12 protein-coding genes are annotated in these 16,651 nt (G+C 68.3%); 8 read left to right on the forward strand and 4 right to left on the reverse strand.

Annotated elements, in window-relative coordinates:
• Window positions 1–287: 287 nt before the first annotated feature.
• From lysS to MBR110_RS07515, 4 genes are all read right to left on the reverse strand, one after another.
• Window positions 288–1,814, reverse strand: a complete 1,527-nt coding sequence (lysS, locus tag MBR110_RS07500) for a lysine--tRNA ligase (protein WP_011885407.1) — start codon at window positions 1,812–1,814, stop codon at window positions 288–290.
• A 75-nt stretch (window positions 1,815–1,889) separates the two neighbouring features.
• A protein-coding gene (gene prfB / locus MBR110_RS07505) for a peptide chain release factor 2 (protein ID WP_106919330.1) occupies window positions 1,890–2,994 on the reverse strand; the annotation gives its coding sequence in 2 pieces (ribosomal slippage) (window positions 1,890–2,912 and window positions 2,914–2,994; 1,104 coding nt in all).
• A gap of 147 nt (window positions 2,995–3,141) precedes the next feature.
• Window positions 3,142–4,839, reverse strand: a complete 1,698-nt coding sequence (gene recJ / locus MBR110_RS07510) for a single-stranded-DNA-specific exonuclease RecJ (protein ID WP_011885405.1) — start codon at window positions 4,837–4,839, stop codon at window positions 3,142–3,144.
• A 10-nt stretch (window positions 4,840–4,849) separates the two neighbouring features.
• Entirely contained in the window at window positions 4,850–5,926 is a 1,077-nt protein-coding gene (locus tag MBR110_RS07515) for a hypothetical protein (RefSeq protein WP_011885404.1), read from the reverse strand.
• A 207-nt stretch (window positions 5,927–6,133) separates the two neighbouring features.
• On the opposite strand from MBR110_RS07515, the gene MBR110_RS07520 reads away from it, so the two are divergent.
• The 8 genes from MBR110_RS07520 to eno all read left to right on the forward strand — a co-directional run bounded on the left by MBR110_RS07520 (window position 6,134) and on the right by eno (window position 16,600).
• On the forward strand, window positions 6,134–7,387 hold the full coding sequence (locus tag MBR110_RS07520; RefSeq protein WP_014723277.1) for a lipoprotein-releasing ABC transporter permease subunit: 1,254 nt from the start codon (window positions 6,134–6,136) through the stop codon (window positions 7,385–7,387).
• Window positions 7,380–8,138 (forward strand): lipoprotein-releasing ABC transporter ATP-binding protein LolD, encoded by a 759-nt coding sequence (lolD, locus tag MBR110_RS07525; RefSeq protein WP_011885402.1) that lies wholly within the window; start codon window positions 7,380–7,382, stop codon window positions 8,136–8,138. Before MBR110_RS07520 ends, lolD begins: the two co-directional genes overlap by 8 nt.
• 62 nt (window positions 8,139–8,200) lie before the next feature.
• On the forward strand, window positions 8,201–8,989 hold the full coding sequence (locus MBR110_RS07530; protein ID WP_011885401.1) for a TatD family hydrolase: 789 nt from the start codon (window positions 8,201–8,203) through the stop codon (window positions 8,987–8,989).
• Window positions 8,990–9,048: 59 nt separating this feature from the next.
• Window positions 9,049–11,559: a DNA internalization-related competence protein ComEC/Rec2 gene (locus MBR110_RS07535; protein ID WP_181709258.1), complete on the forward strand. Its 2,511-nt coding sequence runs from the start codon at window positions 9,049–9,051 to the stop codon at window positions 11,557–11,559.
• Between the two features lie 121 nt (window positions 11,560–11,680).
• A complete protein-coding gene (locus MBR110_RS07540; RefSeq protein WP_011885399.1) occupies window positions 11,681–12,526 on the forward strand; it encodes an alpha/beta fold hydrolase in 846 nt (281 codons plus the stop codon).
• Window positions 12,527–12,701: 175 nt separating this feature from the next.
• Window positions 12,702–14,360, forward strand: a complete 1,659-nt coding sequence (locus MBR110_RS07545; protein ID WP_011885398.1) for a CTP synthase — start codon at window positions 12,702–12,704, stop codon at window positions 14,358–14,360.
• Complete coding sequence (kdsA, locus tag MBR110_RS07550) at window positions 14,357–15,211, forward strand: 3-deoxy-8-phosphooctulonate synthase (RefSeq protein WP_011885397.1); 855 nt, start codon at window positions 14,357–14,359, stop codon at window positions 15,209–15,211. Before MBR110_RS07545 ends, kdsA begins: the two co-directional genes overlap by 4 nt.
• A 105-nt stretch (window positions 15,212–15,316) precedes the next feature.
• Window positions 15,317–16,600 carry a phosphopyruvate hydratase gene (gene eno, locus MBR110_RS07555; RefSeq protein ID WP_011885396.1) on the forward strand — a complete coding sequence of 428 codons (1,284 nt, stop codon included), beginning with the start codon at window positions 15,317–15,319 and terminating at the stop codon, window positions 16,598–16,600.
• The last annotated feature ends 51 nt before the right edge of the window (window positions 16,601–16,651 follow it).

Raw genomic sequence — 16,651 nt, forward strand, 5'->3', positions numbered from 1 at the left:
GCGATCGGACGTGGCGTGCGATGCCGCGTTCCGGTCCCGTGGTCATGCGTGGTGACGCAACAGGAGTGTCGTCGACGCGCGCTGCGCGCACCGTATCAAGGTGTAACCAATTGAAGCAGCGCATTGGCGGCCGATCTCGGGAAAACCCGAGGCAAGCCGTCGCGGCGAGGAAATAAAACGGGGAGGGAGCGAATGCCGGCGAGCGCCGGCAGGCGGGATTTACGCGCGGTTACAAAGCCGCCGCGTGGGCACCGCGCGGCGTGCGGGCGCACACGCGGCGCGGCCGGTCAGTCTTCGCGGCGCAGATGGGGGAACAGCAGCACGTCGCGGATCGTCGGGCTGTCGGTCAGCAGCATCACGAGACGGTCGATGCCGATCCCGCAACCGCCGGTCGGCGGCATCCCGTGTTCGAGCGCGCGGATGTAGTCGGCGTCGAAGAACATTGCTTCCTCGTCGCCCGCGTCCTTTTGCTCGACCTGCTTCTTGAAGCGTGCAGCCTGATCTTCCGGATCGTTCAGCTCCGAGAAGCCGTTTGCGATCTCGCGGCCCGTCATGAACAGCTCGAAGCGCTCGGTGATGCCCGGCACCGTATCGGACGCGCGCGCGAGCGGCGACACTTCGACCGGGTAGTCGATGATGTAGGTCGGCTCCCACAGTTGCGATTCGGCGGTTTCCTCGAACAGCGCGAGCTGCAGCGCACCGATGCCGGCGTTCAGGAAGGCCGGCTGCGACACGTCGACGCCCAGGCGCTTCAGTTCGGTGCGCAGGAATGCGTCGTCCGACAGCTGGCCGTCGGTGTACTGCGGCGCGTACTTCTGGATCGCCTGCGTGATCGTCAGACGATGGAACGGCTTCGCGAGATCGAGCTCGCGGCCTTGATACTGGATCGTCGCAGTGCCGAGCGCATCGATCGCCGCCTGGCGGATCAGCTGCTCGGTGAAGTCCATCAGCCAGCGGTAGTCGGTGTACGCGGCGTAGAACTCCATCATCGTGAATTCCGGGTTGTGGCGCGGCGACACACCTTCGTTCCGGAAGTTACGGTTGATCTCGAACACGCGCTCGAAGCCGCCGACGATCAGCCGCTTCAGATACAGCTCCGGCGCGATGCGCAGGAACATCTGCATGTCGAGCGCGTTGTGATGCGTGATGAACGGCTTGGCCGCCGCGCCGCCCGGGATCGGGTGCAGCATCGGCGTTTCGACTTCCATGAAGTCGGCGTTCTCCATGAAGCGGCGGATCGACGAGATCGTCTTGGTGCGCGCGCGGAACGTGTCGCGCGTCTCCGGCGTGACGATCAGGTCGACGTAGCGCTGGCGATAGCGCATTTCCTGGTCGGCGAGGCCGTGGAACTTGTCCGGCAGCGGGCGCAGCGCCTTCGCCAGCAAACGCAGCTCCTTGCACTGCACCGACAGCTCGCCCTTGTTGGTGCGGAACAGCACGCCGCGCGCGGCGACGATGTCGCCGAGGTCCCACTTCTTGAACGCGTCGTAGGTTTCCGCGCCGACGTCGTTCGGCGTCACGAAGAACTGGATCTGGCCCGAACCGTCCTGCACCGTCGCGAAGCTCGCCTTGCCCATCACGCGCTTGAGCATCATGCGGCCGGCGACCGACACCTCGACCGGGTTCGCTTCGAGCGCAGCCTTGTCCGAGTCGGCGTAGGTCGACTGGAGCTCGGCGGCGTGATGCGTCGGCCGGAAATCGTTCGGATACGCGACGCCTTGCTCGCGCAACGCGCGCAGCTTGTCGCGGCGCTCGGCAATGATCTGGTTTTCGTCCGCCGCGACGGCGGGCTGCGTTTGGGTCGGTTCGGTCATGATGGTCGGAATTCGGAATGGGTGCGGCAACGCAAACGGGAAGGGCGGCGCGACCGAGGGGCCGCGCCGCGGCGCTTACACGCCCTGTTTGAGGCTCGCGCTGATGAAGTCGTCGAGATCGCCGTCGAGCACGGCTTTCGTGTTGCTCATTTCGACGTTCGTGCGGAGATCCTTCACGCGGCTTTGGTCGAGCACGTACGAACGGATCTGGTGGCCCCAGCCCACGTCGGTCTTGCTCGATTCGAGCTTGTCCTGCTCGGCCTGGCGCTTGCGCATCTCGGCTTCGTACAGGCGCGACTTCAGCATGGCCATCGCTTCGGCGCGGTTGCGGTGCTGCGAACGGTCGTTCTGGCACTGCACGACGATGCCGGTCGGCATGTGCGTGATCCGCACCGCGGAGTCGGTCTTGTTGATGTGCTGGCCGCCCGCGCCCGAGGCGCGGTAGGTGTCGATGCGCAGGTCGGCCGGGTTCACTTCGACTTCGATCGAGTCGTCGATTTCGGGATACACGAACACCGACGAGAACGACGTATGGCGGCCGCCCGACGAGTCGAACGGCGACTTGCGCACGAGCCGGTGAATGCCGGTTTCGGTGCGCAGGAAGCCGTACGCGTATTCGCCCGACACCTTGATCGTCGCGTTCTTGATGCCGGCGACGTCGCCGTCGGATTCTTCGAGCACTTCGGCCTTGAAGCCCTTGCGCTCGCAGTAGCGCAGGTACTGGCGCAGCAGCATCGACGCCCAGTCGCACGCCTCGGTGCCGCCGGCACCGGCCTGGATGTCGATGAAGCAGTTGTTCGGGTCGGCCGGGTTCGAGAACATCCGGCGGAATTCGATGTCGCCGACGCGCGCGGCGAGCTTGTTCGCGTCGTCTTCGGACGCGAGCAGCGTGTCTTCGTCGCCTTCTTCGCGGGCGAGCTCGAACAGGTCGAGCGCGTCGCGCAGGTCGCTATCGAGCGCGGTCAGCGTCGTGACGACGCCTTCGAGCAGCTTCTTCTCGCGGCCGAGCGCCTGGGCGTTCTTCGAATCGTTCCAGACGTTCGGGTCTTCCAGTTCCTTGTTGACTTCGGTCAGACGCGCAGCCTTGGCGTCGTAGTCAAAGATACCCCCGAAGCTCGCCCGCGCGGTTGCGCAGGTCGAGCAGGGAGCTTTCGATCGCGTTGAGACGTTCCGCTTCCATGATCGTTCGCTGTTCTTGCTTCGTAAAAAAGCGGAATTATAGCCGATCGGCGGGGTGTCCCGGTGACGCGGAGTGTGCTTGCATGCGTGCGGCGGCCCGTTGCCGCGCGCCGCACGCGCGGCCGGCGGGATGGCGCGCGGCCGCCGTTCAGCCGGCCGCGTGCTCGACGACGAGCTGCACGCGCGTTACGCCGTTCCACGTGTCGGCGACCAGCCGGTATGCGATCAGCGCGCTCGCCGGCAGCGGCTCGGTGTGGTTGAACCAGATCGCGTTGAAGCGCTGCCGGCCGCGCGCCAGCTGCAGCTTCAGGTGCTTTTCCTTCACGAGCGATTGCGACACGACGTCGAACTCGCCGGAGAAAAGCGGGGCCGGAAAGCCCTGGCCCCAGACGGCCTCGTCGAGCAGCCCGACGAACTGCGGCGTGAAATAGGCGTCCTCGAGCTCGCCGTCGGTCTCGATCACGCGCGCCAGCGCGTCGTCGGACAGCCACTCGCGTGCGACGGCCTCGAACGCGGCCGCGAAGCGCGGCACGTTGGCGGTGTCGAGCGTGAGGCCCGCGGCCATCGCATGACCGCCGAACGCGACGATCAGGTCCGGCTCGCGCTTCGAGACGAGGTCGAGCGCGTCGCGCAGATGGAAACCGGCAATCGACCGTCCCGAGCCCTTCACGCGCGTGCCGCTTTCGTCCGCATGCGCGAACGTGAACGACGGGCGGTGGAATTTTTCCTTGAGCCGCCCGGCGACGATGCCGATCACGCCCTGGTGCCATGCGGGGTTGAACAGCGTGATGGTGCACGCGTCGGCGGGATCGACGTCGGCGAGATCGGCGAGCGCCTGCTGCTGCATGCCGGCCTCGATTTCGCGGCGCTCGCGGTTCATCGCGTCGAGCTGCTGCGCGAGCTCCCATGCGCGGCCGATGTCGTCGGTGATCAGGCATTCGATCCCGAGCGACATGTCGGAGAGCCGTCCCGCCGCGTTCAGGCGCGGCCCGACGCCGAAGCCGAGATCGAAGCCCGACGCGGTGCGCGCGTCGCGGCCCGCGGCGCGGAACAGCGCGGCGATGCCCGGCTGCATGCGGCCGTTGCGGATCCGGTGCAGCCCCTGCGCGACCAGCACGCGGTTGTTGCCGTCGAGCCGCACCACGTCGGCGACGGTGCCGAGCGCGACCAGATCGAGCAGCCCGTCCAGGCGCGGCTCGGCGTCCTTGCTCGCGAACGCGCCGCGCCGGCGCAGCTCCGCGCGCAGCGCGAGCAGCACGTAGAACATCACGCCGACGCCGGCGATGTGCTTGCTCGGGAACGCACAGCCCGGCTGGTTCGGGTTGACGATCGCGCGCGCGGCGGGCAGCGCGTCGCCGGGCAGATGGTGGTCGGTCACCAGCACGTCGATGCCGCGCGCGTTCGCGGCTTCGACGCCGGCGACGCTCGCGATCCCGTTGTCGACGGTGATCAGCAGGTCCGGCTTGCGTGCCGCCGCCAGCTCGACGATCTCCGGCGTGAGCCCGTAGCCGTATTCGAAGCGGTTCGGCACGAGGTAGTCGATCTGCGCGCCGAACATGCGCAGGCCGCGCACCGCGACCGCGCAGGCGGTCGCGCCGTCGCAGTCGTAGTCGGCGACGACCAGCAGGCGTCGCCGCTCGGCGATCGCGTCGGCGAGCAGCGCGGCGGCGTCGGCGCAGCCTTTGAGGTCGGTGGGCGGGACGAGGCGTGCGAGCGCGGTCTCGATGTCGGTCGGCGACTGCACGCCGCGCGACGCGTACAGGCGCGCGAGTACGGGGTGCAGGCCGTGGCGCGCGAGCGCGGCGGCGTCGGCGGGGGCGACGGGGCGGGTAACGATGCGGGTCATACGGATGCGGTCATTCGAACAGGGACGCCAGCGCGCGGCGGCGCCAGAACTTGCGCAGGTCGCCGCGCGTCGCGTGCAGCGTGACGGAGCTCGTGTCGCCGCACAGCGTGAATTCGACGCCGGCCAGCTCGCCGTTCTGCAGCGCGGCGAGCGACGGTGCGAACCAGTCGCGCTCGAGCACGGCGAGCGCGTCGTGCCAGCGTGCCCAGTCCTGTTCGATGTACGGCGCGGACAGCGACGGCAGCTCGACGAGCGTCGCACCGGCCGCGGCGGGCAGCGCGCCGAAGGCGCTCGGCACGGCGCCGGTCTCGGCCTGCGCGGCGCGCGCAAGGCCCAGTGCCGCGGGCGATGCCGACAGCACGCGCCCGAACGGCTTGCCGACCGGCTTGAGCGTGCCCTGCGCATGGAACCAGATCGAATTGACGGCCGGCAAGCCGCGCGCTTCGCGCGCTTCGTTGACCGGATGCTGGAACCACGCCATCTGGACTTCGTTCTGCAGCTTCATCCACATCCGCGACCGCTCGCCGGTGTGCGCCTCGTGCGGCAGCCAGATCTCGATGTTGCGGCCGCTCGCGCGCAGCGGCGCGGCGCCGGCAAGGCGTGCGAGCTGCTCGCTCGACAGATACCAGCGCGCCGGCTGCGGCGCTTCGAGCCGCACGCCGAGTTCCTCGATCAGCGGCCGCGCGACCGCGAGCAGGGCGGCCGCGTCGCCTTCGTCGAGCGCGAGGCTCGCCGGATCGACGAGCACCAGGTGATCGTGCGCGATTTCGACGTGCACGGGTTCGACGCACGCCCACGCGAGCGCGCCTGGGTCGCCGCCGTCGGCCAGCAGCATGTACGGGGCGAGCGGCGCCTCGTCGGCCGCGTTGCCGTGGGTCGCGCCGAAGCGGCGGGCGAGCCAGCGCTCGTGCGGCAGCGTGCGCTGGAAGTCCTCGCCGGCCACGCGCTCGACGACGCTCGCGCGGGCGAGCAACTTTTCGAGCGCGGGACTGTCCAGCGTGTGCAGGGACGAGGCCGCATCGGCCGCCGACGGCAGCGCGAACGGAACGAGAAAATGGAGGCGTCGGTCGTGCATGATGCTGCGCATTGTATGGCAAACTGCGCGCGTGATCGGGCCGGCTCAGGGTTCGAACCGAGGTTCGGGCCGGCGCGATCGGGCCCGATCGCGCGGCGGCTGCCGCCGCGGTCGCGCTTGCGGCGGCCGGCTGGCCGTCGCCGCAGCGCACCGCGCCGGATCGTTGCCCGTCCCCGCCGTCACCCGCAGAACCCGCCGTAACCAGCAGAAAGGATTCGCTTGAAACTTCCGTACGAATGGCAGATCGGCTGGCGCTATACGCGCGCCGGCAAACGCACGACCGGCAACGGCTTCATTTCCTTCATCGCGCTCGTATCGATGCTCGGGATCGCGCTTGGCGTCGCGGCGCTGATCGTCGTGCTGTCCGTGATGAACGGCTTCCAGAAGGAGGTGCGCGACCGCATGCTGTCGGTGCTCGCGCACGTCGAGGTGTTTTCGCCGACCGGCTCGATGCCGGACTGGCAACTCACGGCGCAGGAGGCGCGGCGCAATCCGTCGGTGATCGGCGCGGCGCCGTACGTCGACGCGCAGGCGCTGCTCACGCGCCAGGACGCGGTGAGCGGCGTGATGCTACGCGGCGTCGAGCCGTCGCTCGAGCCGCAGGTGTCCGACATCGGCAAGGACATGAAGGCCGGCCGCCTCGACGCGCTGGTGCCCGGCCAGTTCGGCATCGTGCTCGGCGATGCGCTCGCCGGCAATCTCGGCGTGACGGTCGGTGACAAGGTCACGCTGGTCGCGCCGGAGGGCACGATCACGCCGGCCGGGATGATGCCGCGGCTCAAGCAGTTCACGGTCGTCGGCGTGTTCGAATCGGGCCATTACGAATACGACAGCACGCTCGCGATGATCGACATCCGCGACGCCGAGGCGCTGTTCCGGATGAGCGCGCCGACCGGCGTGCGGCTGCGGCTCAGCGACATGCAGAAGGCGCCGCAGGTCGCGGTCGAGCTGTCGCACACGTTGTCGGGCAGCCTCTACATCCGCGACTGGACGCAGCAGAACAAGACCTGGTTCTCGGCCGTGCAGATCGAGAAGCGGATGATGTTCATCATCCTCACGCTGATCATCGCGGTGGCCGCGTTCAACCTCGTGTCGTCGCTCGTGATGACGGTGACCAACAAGCAGGCCGACATCGCGATCCTGCGCACGCTCGGCGCGCAGCCAAGCTCGATCATGAAGATCTTCGTCGTGCAGGGTGTGACGATCGGCTTCGTCGGCACCGCGTCGGGCGTCGCGCTCGGCTGCCTGATCGCATGGAGCATTCCGTGGCTGATCCCGATGATCGAGCATCTGTTCGGCGTGCAGTTCCTGCCGCCGTCGGTGTACTTCATCAGCGAGCTGCCGTCCGAACTCGTCGCCGGCGACGTGATCAAGATCGGGCTGATCGCGTTCGTGCTGTCGGCCGTCGCGACGCTGTACCCGAGCTGGCGCGGCGCGAAGGTGAAGCCGGCGGAGGCGCTGCGCTATGAATGACCGCGCGACCGCATTCGCGGATTCACGACAACCCATCAGACAGGATTCGGCTGGTATGCAGGAATACGTGCTTCAGGCGCGCGGGATCACGAAGGCGTTCGTGCAGGGCGGCTTCAACGTGCAGGTGCTCAACAACACCGAGCTGACGGTGCGGCGCGGCGAGAAGCTCGCGGTCGTGGGCGCGTCGGGCTCCGGCAAGAGCACGCTGCTGCACGTGCTGGGCGGCCTCGACGAGCCGAGCGCCGGCGAAGTGTCGCTGCTCGGCAAGCCGTTTACGCAGCTCGCCGAGCGCGAGCGCAACGACCTGCGCAATCGCGCGCTGGGGTTCGTCTACCAGTTCCACCATCTGCTGCCGGAGTTCACGGCGCTGGACAACGTCGCGATGCCGCTGCGCATTCGCCGGATGACCACCGAGGACGCGCGCGCGCAGGCACAGGCGATGCTCGAGCGCGTCGGGCTCGGCCCGCGTGCGAAGCATCGGCCGGGCGAGCTGTCCGGCGGCGAGCGGCAGCGTGTCGCGATCGCGCGCGCGCTGGTGACGAAGCCGGCCTGCGTACTCGCCGACGAACCGACCGGCAACCTCGACGGCGCGACGGCCGACACGGTGTTCAACCTGATGCTCGAATTGTCCGAGACGCTCGAAACCAGCTTCGTGATCGTCACACACGATCCGGAGCTCGCCGCGCGTTGCGACCGCATCATGCGCTTGCGCGACGGCGTGCTGCACGAGGAGCCGGCGCAGCCGGCGTGAGCGCACGCTCGCGCCGCATGCGCGGCCGGGCGACGCATCGCGACGGAGGAGGGAAGCTAGCCATGTGGATCGATACGCATTGCCATCTCGATGCCGGCGAATTCGATGCCGATCGCGACGCCGTCGCGCAGGCGGCGTGCGCGGCCGGCGTGTCGCGCATCGTGATCCCGAGCGTCGGGCGCGACAATTTCACGACCGTGCGCGAGCTTGCGCAGCGCACGCCGGGCGCCGTCTATGCGCTCGGCATCCACCCGCTGTTCACGCCGCACGCGCGCGACGCGGATCTCGACCGGCTGCGCATGGAGATCGAGGCGAGCGTCGACGATCCGCGCTTCGTCGCGATCGGCGAGATCGGCCTCGACTACTTCGTGCCGGGGCTCGACGAAGAACGGCAGCAATTCTTCTATCAGGGGCAGCTCAGGCTCGCGCGCGAATTCGATCTGCCGGTGCTGTGCCACGTGCGCAAGTCGCAGGATCGCGTGCTGGCCGAGCTGCGCCGTTTCGGCGTGCGGCGCGGCATCGCGCATGCGTTCAACGGCAGCTTCCAGCAGGCCGATGCGTATCTCGCCCAGGGGCTGCATCTCGGTTTCGGCGGCAACGTGACGTTCGGGCGCGCGTTGCAGATCCGCCGGCTCGCGGCGCAGCTGCCGCTCGATGCGATCGTCGTCGAGACCGACGCGCCCGACATCGCGCCCGAATGGGCGTACAAGTCGCGCAATACGCCCGACCAGGTGCCGCGCATCGGCGCCGTGCTCGCCGAACTGCGCGGCCTCGACCCCCACGCGCTGTCCCTATCCACAACGGCCAACGCGCTCGCCGCGCTGCCGCGCCTCGCACTTTCGTCCGCATAATCGTCGTCACGTGGTGCGCGCGCCGATGACGGCGGCGCCGGATGGACGAAGGAGGCGCGATGCGCGTGTGGTGGATCGCGTTCGCGCTCGGCGTCGTCGTGCTGCAGCGGCAGGCGGCGTTGCCGGGGGCGGGCGGCTGGGCCGGCGCGGCGATCATGGTGGTCGTATGCGGGGCGGCGTACGTCGGGTCGGCGCGGTGCGCTCGGAGCCGCCCGCTCGTCGCGCTCCGTTGGGTGCTTTGTGCGTGCATCGCGTCTGCAGTCGGCTTCGGCTATGCGGCCGCCCGCGCCGAATGGCGGCTGCGCGATGGGCTGCCCGTCGAGTGGGAAGGGCGGGACATCGTCGTCACGGGCGTGATCCGCGGCTTGCCGGCCATCGACGAAACCGGCGCGCGGCTGCTGCTCGCGGTCGAGTCGAACGATGCGGCGCTGGCCCGCTTCGCGCCGCTGATCCGCTTGTCGTGGCGCAGCTACGGTGAGCCCGCAGCGCGCGGCACGCTGCCCGCGTTGCACGGCGGGCAGCGCTGGCGGCTCGTCGCGCGCATGAAGCGGCCGCATGCGGAGGCCAATCCCGGTGTGCGCGACAGCGAGGCCGCGTGGCTTGCCGCCGGCATTCGCGCGATCGGCTACGTCGTCGCGCCCGAGCGCGCAATCTTGCTCGACGAGCGAGCATCGGGATGGCTTGCGTCGATTGACCGGATGCGCGACACGCTGCGCATGCGCATCGGAGATGCGCTCGGCGACGAAGCGCGCCATCGCGGCATCATTACCGCGCTCGCGGTCGGCGATCAAGCCGTGATCGGCGACGACGACTGGCGCGTGCTGCGCAATACCGGCACGAGTCATCTGGTCGCGATCTCGGGGCTGCACGTCGGCTTCGTCGGCGCGCTCGCGGGCGGGATCGCGTCGCTCGTGTGGCGGCGTCTGCGCTGGCGCCGGCGCGCCGTTACGCTGGCGGTGCCGGCGCCTTACGCGGCGTCGCTGGCATCGCTCGCGGCCGCCGGCGGCTATGCGGCGCTGGCCGGCTTCAACGTGCCCGCGCAGCGCGCCTGGTGGATGATCGCAACCGCAGCGGTAGCCTATCTCGCCGGGCGCAGCGCGCCGACATCCGCGGTGTTGTGCGCGGCCCTCGGCGGCGTGCTGCTGGTCGATCCATGGGCCGTGCTGTCGGCTGGCTTCTGGCTGTCGTTCGGAGCGGTCGCCGCGATCCTGCTGACCGTCGCGGGCTGGCGAGCGACGCCGGAAATCGAACGCGCTGACGACGGCGCTGGCGACGGCAGCAGCGACGCGACGCAGCAGCGCGTTGCGCAGGATCGTCGGCGCGTGCTTCACGCATGGTGCAAGCGTGCAGCGCAGCGGCTCGCGGACGCGACCCGCGTGCAGTACGCGGTGACGATCGGCCTCGCGCCGTTGACCGCCGCGTGGTTCGCGCAGATGTCGGTATCGGGGCCGTTCAGCAACGCATTCGCGATTCCGTGGGTGAGCTCCGTCGTGACGCCGCTCGTGCTGGCCGGCGTCGCGCTGCCGGCGCCGCTCGACGCGTACGCGTTCCGGCTCGCGCATGCGGCGCTCGGACCGATGATGACGCTGCTCCGCCATCTCGCCGACTGGCCGGCCGGCGTGTTCTGGCTGCGCATACCCGACTGGCCGGTGCTCGCGCTCGCGTGCATGGGCGCAGCGTGGGCGCTGATGCCGCGCGGCTGGCCACTGCGCTGGGCCGCGCCGATCACATGGCTGCCGCTCGTCGCGCCGGCCCCCGATGCGCCGCCGCCCGGCGGCTTCCGACTGACCGTGCTCGACGTTGGGCAGGGCGAGTCGGTGCTGGTCGAGACCGCCCGGCGAACGCTGCTGTTCGATGCGGGGCCGGGGCCCGAGTCGACCCATGCCGGCACGCGGATCGTCTTGCCGGCATTGCGCGCACGCGGCATCCGCGTCGTCGATACGCTCGTCCTCAGTCATGGGGACGCCGATCATGCGGGCGGCGCGGCGGCCGTCTATGCCGGCACGGAGGTTCGCCAGCTGCTCGCCGGCATCGTGCCGCAACACCGGCTGTGGCGCGATGCGCAGGCGGCCGGCGTCACCGATCGCGTGCCCTGCGCGGCCGGCCAGCGGTGGACCTGGGACGGCGTCGTGTTCACGATGTTGTGGCCGTCCAGCATCGCATCGGGCCGGTCGAACGAGCAGTCATGCGTGCTGCGCATCGACGCGGCCGGCACGTCGGCGCTCTTGACCGGCGACCTCGACGCACGCGCCGAACGCCGGCTCGTCGCCGGCTCGCGCGACGCGCTCGCCGCGCAAATCCTCGTCGTTCCGCACCACGGCAGCCGCACATCGTCGGTCGAGCCTTTCCTCGATTCGGTCGAGCCGCGCGTCGCGGTATTTCCTGTAGGCTATCGCAATCGCTTCGGGCATCCGCACCGCTCGGTCCTTGCCCGCTACGAGGCGCGCGCAATCCCGCTGCCGCGCACCGATCGCGACGGCGCCGTGCGGTTCGACGTCGCGCCGTCGAACGGGGGTTTCACGTTCGAACGGTATCGCGACGCGCGGCGACGTTACTGGATGGATCGGTGAGCGCCGCACCGAAGCGTCGAGCAAAAACAGGCCGCGTCGGGTGCGCCAGCGCCGACGGCGCGGCACGGGGCGCGATAACGGTGCGACGCGCGGCGCGTGCCGACACAGGAGACATCGGCATTTGAAGGACATCCTCCACTTCTCGCATGCGAACGGCTTTCCGGCATCGACGTACCGGACCATCTTCGCCGAGCTGGCAGACGATTACGAGCTGCGTTACATCGAGCGCATCGGTCATGACCGCCGCTATCCGGTGACGCGCGACTGGCCGCATCTGGTCGATCAGTTGCTCGACGACATCGGCCGCCGCTACGAGCGCCCGGTGTGGCTCGTCGGCCATTCGCTCGGCGGCTACCTGTCGCTGATGGCCGCGCTGAAGAAACCGCACTGGGTGCGCGGCGTCGTGATGATCGATTCGCCGATCATCGCGGGATGGCGCGCCGGTGCGCTGCGCGCGAGCCAATGGGCCGGGCTCGACGAGCGGCTGTCGCCGGCGGCCGCGACGCGCAAGCGGCGCACGCACTGGGCGAGCCGCGACGAAGCGTGGCGGCACTTTCGCGAGAAGCCCGCGTTCGCGCGCTGGGACGAGCGCATGCTGTCCGACTACATCGACTACGGCATTCCGCAGGCCGGCGCCGACGGCGCGCGCACGCTCGCGTTCGACCGCCAGGTCGAATACTTGATCTACCGCACGCTGCCGCACACGCTCGGTCCGCGGCTCGCGCACGGCGCGCCGGTGCCGGTCGGCTTTCTCGCCGGCACGCGCTCGCGCGAAGTGCGCCAGGTCGGCCTCGATGCGACGCACCGGGCCGCGCACGGGCGCATCGAGTGGCTCGAGGGCAGCCATCTGTTCCCGATGGAGCGGCCGATCGAGACGGCCCGCGCATTGCAGCGGATGCTGAATTCGCTGAAAGCGGCGGAGGGCGACGGGCCGCGCGATCGCGCGGCGCTCGTGCAGCGGGGCTGACGCGGCGTCCGCCGCGCCGCGCAGCGCAAGGCGCCGCCGCACCGGCCGGCCGGTCGTTTCGCCCGGCCGCGCACGGCTGGCGCGGCACTGCGCGAAAGGGCGCGATCATCACGTCAATTGCTGAGAGAAGGGCGGGCTTTACGGTATAATCCGTTTTTCCCGCGAGCATTCAGCGATGACCAAATATGTTTTCGTCACCGGCGGCGTAGTTTCTTCCCTCGGCAAGGGTATTGCCGCCGCCTCCCTCGCCGCGATCCTCGAATCGCGCGGTCTGAAAGTCACCCTCCTCAAACTCGATCCCTACATCAACGTCGACCCCGGCACGATGAGCCCGTTTCAGCACGGCGAAGTGTTCGTGACGGAAGACGGTGCGGAGACGGACCTCGACCTCGGCCACTATGAGCGCTTCATCAGCACGAAGATGCGCAAGGCCAACAACTTCACGACGGGCCAGATCTACGAATCGGTGATCCGCAAGGAGCGCCGTGGCGATTATCTCGGCAAGACCGTGCAGGTGATCCCGCACATCACGAACGAAATCCAGGCATTCATCGAGCGCGGCGCGGCATCGGCCACCTGCGGCGAGCCGGACGTCGCGATCGTCGAGATCGGCGGCACGGTCGGCGACATCGAATCGCTGCCGTTCCTCGAGGCCGCGCGCCAGATGAGCCTGCGCCTCGGCCGCAACAGCGCATGTTTCGTGCACCTGACGCTCGTGCCGTACGTCGCGACGGCCGGCGAGCTGAAGACGAAGCCGACCCAGCACAGCGTGCAGAAGCTGCGCGAGATCGGCATCCTGCCGCACGTGCTGCTGTGCCGTGCGGACCGCCGTATTCCCGACGACGAGTCGAAGAAGATCTCGATGTTCTCGAACGTGCCGGAAGACGCGGTGATTTCGGTGTGGGATGCCGACAGCATCTACAAGATTCCGCAGATGCTGCACGACCAGGGCCTCGACCGGATCATCTGCGACGAACTGAAGCTGTCGCCGAAGGAAGCCGACCTCAGCATGTGGTCGGAGCTCGTCGAGAAGCTCGAGCACCCGAAGCACGAAGTGACGATCGGCATGGTCGGCAAGTACGTCGATCTGACGGAGTCGTACAAGTCGCTGATCGAGGCGCTGCGCCACGCGTCGCTGCACACGTCGACGAAGGTCAACATCGAGTACATCGACTCCGAAGAGATCGAGTCGAACGGTGTCGACAGCCTGAAGCATCTCGACGCCGTGCTGGTGCCGGGCGGCTTCGGCCGTCGCGGCACGGAAGGCAAGATCGCGGCGATCCGCTATGCGCGCGAGGCGAAAGTGCCGTATCTCGGCATCTGCCTCGGCATGCAGCTCGCGGTGATCGAGTTCGCACGCGACGTCGTCGGCCTGAAACAGGCGAACAGCACGGAGTTCGATCCGGACACGCCGGAACGCGTGGTCGCGCTGATCACCGAGTGGTACGACCGCGAAGGCAAGGTCGAGACGCGCACCGAGTCGTCCGATCTCGGCGGCACGATGCGGCTCGGCTCGCAACGCTGCCCGATCAAGCCCGGCACGATGGCCGAAGAGATCTACGGCAAGGACGTGAACGAGCGCCATCGCCACCGTTATGAAGTCAATAACCGCTTCGTGCCCCAGCTCGAAGCCGGCGGCCTTATCATCAGCGCCCGTACCCCGAGCGAGGATCTGCCGGAGATGATGGAACTGCCGCGTTCGATGCACCCGTGGTTCGTCGGCGTCCAGTTCCACCCGGAATTCACGTCGACGCCGCGTGACGGTCATCCGCTGTTCAAGTCGTTCGTCGAAGCGGCGCTCGCCAACAAGCAAGCGCGCGGAGCAGAAGCATGAAGCTGTGCGATTTCGAGGTCGGCCTCGACCAGCCCTTCTTCCTGATCGCGGGTACCTGCGTCGTCGAATCGGAGCAGATGACGATCGACACCGCGGGCCGCCTGAAGGAAATCTGCGCGAAGCTGAACGTTCCGTTCATCTACAAGTCGTCCTACGACAAGGCGAACCGCAGCTCGGGCAAGTCGTTTCGCGGCCTCGGAATGGACGAGGGGCTGCGCATCCTCGGCGAGGTGAAGCGCCAGCTCGGCCTGCCGGTGCTGACCGACGTGCATTCGATCGACGAGATCGAGCAGGTCGCGTCGGTCGTCGACGTGCTGCAGACGCCCGCGTTCCTGTGCCGCCAGACCGACTTCATCCACGCGTGCGCGCGCTCGGGCAAGCCGGTCAACATCAAGAAAGGCCAGTTCCTCGCGCCGCACGACATGAAGAACGTGATCGACAAGGCGCGCGACGCCGCACGCGAAGCCGGTCTGTCGGAAGACCGCTTCATGGCGTGCGAGCGCGGCGTCTCGTTCGGCTACAACAACCTCGTGTCCGACATGCGCTCGCTCGCGATCATGCGCGAAACGAATGCGCCGGTCGTGTTCGACGCGACGCACTCGGTGCAGCTGCCGGGCGGGCAGGGCACGAGCTCGGGCGGTCAGCGCGAATTCGTGCCGGTGCTCGCGCGCGCCGCGGTCGCGACGGGTGTCGCCGGCCTGTTCATGGAAACGCATCCGAATCCGGCCGAAGCGAAGTCCGACGGCCCGAACGCGGTGCCGCTGCACCGGATGGGCGCGCTGCTCGAGACGCTCGTCACGCTCGACCAGGCGGTGAAGCGCAATCCGCTGCTGGAAAACGATTTCAACTAAGACCGAATGAACCTTGCGGCGGCTTCGCGCGTCTGTAGCGACAGCAGGTTCGGCACGCGTGCCGTCGCAGCTTGAAGAATCCATCGTCATTCTCAGAGGAAACCCATGAGTGCAATCGTAGATATCATCGGCCGCGAGATTCTGGATTCGCGCGGCAACCCCACCGTCGAATGCGACGTGCTGCTCGAATCGGGCACGATGGGCCGTGCGGCGGTGCCGTCGGGCGCGTCCACCGGCTCGCGCGAAGCGATCGAACTGCGTGACGGCGAAGCCGGCCGCTACAACGGCAAGGGCGTGCTGAAGGCAGTCGAGCACATCAACACCGAAATCTCCGAAGCCATCATGGGCCTCGACGCGTCGGAACAGGCGTTCCTCGACAAGACGCTGCTCGAGCTGGACGGCACCGACAACAAGTCGCGCCTCGGCGCGAACGCGATGCTGGCCGTGTCGATGGCCGTCGCGAAGGCAGCGGCCGAAGAAGCCGGCCTGCCGCTGTACCGCTACTTCGGCGGCTCGGGCGCGATGCAGCTGCCGGTGCCGATGATGAACATCGTGAACGGCGGCGCGCACGCGAACAACAGCCTGGACATCCAGGAATTCATGATCGTGCCGGTCAGCCAGCCGACGTTCCGCGAAGCGCTGCGTTGCGGCGCGGAAGTGTTCCACGCGCTGAAGAAGATCCTGAGCGACCGCGGCATGAGCACGGCAGTCGGCGACGAAGGCGGTTTCGCGCCGAACTTCGGCAGCAACGACGAGTGCCTGTCGACGATCCTGCAGGCGATCGAAAAGGCCGGCTACCGTGCGGGCGAAGACGTGCTGCTCGCGCTCGACTGCGCGGCATCGGAGTTCTACCACGACGGCAAGTACCAGCTCGCGGGCGAAGGCCTGCAACTGTCGTCGGCCGAATTCACCGACTACCTCGCGACGCTGGCCGACAAGTTCCCGATCGTGTCGATCGAGGACGGCATGCACGAAGGCGACTGGGACGGCTGGAAGCTGCTGACCGAACGCCTCGGCAAGAAGGTCCAGCTGGTCGGCGACGACCTGTTCGTCACGAACACGCGCATCCTGAAGGAAGGCATCGAGAAGGGCATCGCGAACTCGATCCTCATCAAGATCAACCAGATCGGTACGCTGACCGAAACGTTCGCGGCGATCGAAATGGCGAAGCGCGCGGGCTATACGGCCGTGATTTCGCACCGCTCGGGCGAAACGGAAGACTCGACGATCGCGGACATCGCGGTCGGCCTGAACGCCGGTCAGATCAAGACGGGTTCGCTGTCGCGCAGCGATCGCATCTCGAAGTACAACCAGCTGCTGCGTATCGAGGAAGACCTCGGCGACATCGCCAGCTACCCGGGCAAATCGGCTTTCTATAACCTGCGCTAACGCGCTACTATCGGGTTCGTCATCTCGACGCCGCTCTGTGCACATGCGCTG

Origin of the sequence: Burkholderia sp. MBR-1, from assembly GCF_013822785.1 — a bacterium.
Classification (GTDB): Bacteria; Pseudomonadota; Gammaproteobacteria; order Burkholderiales; family Burkholderiaceae; genus Burkholderia; species Burkholderia vietnamiensis.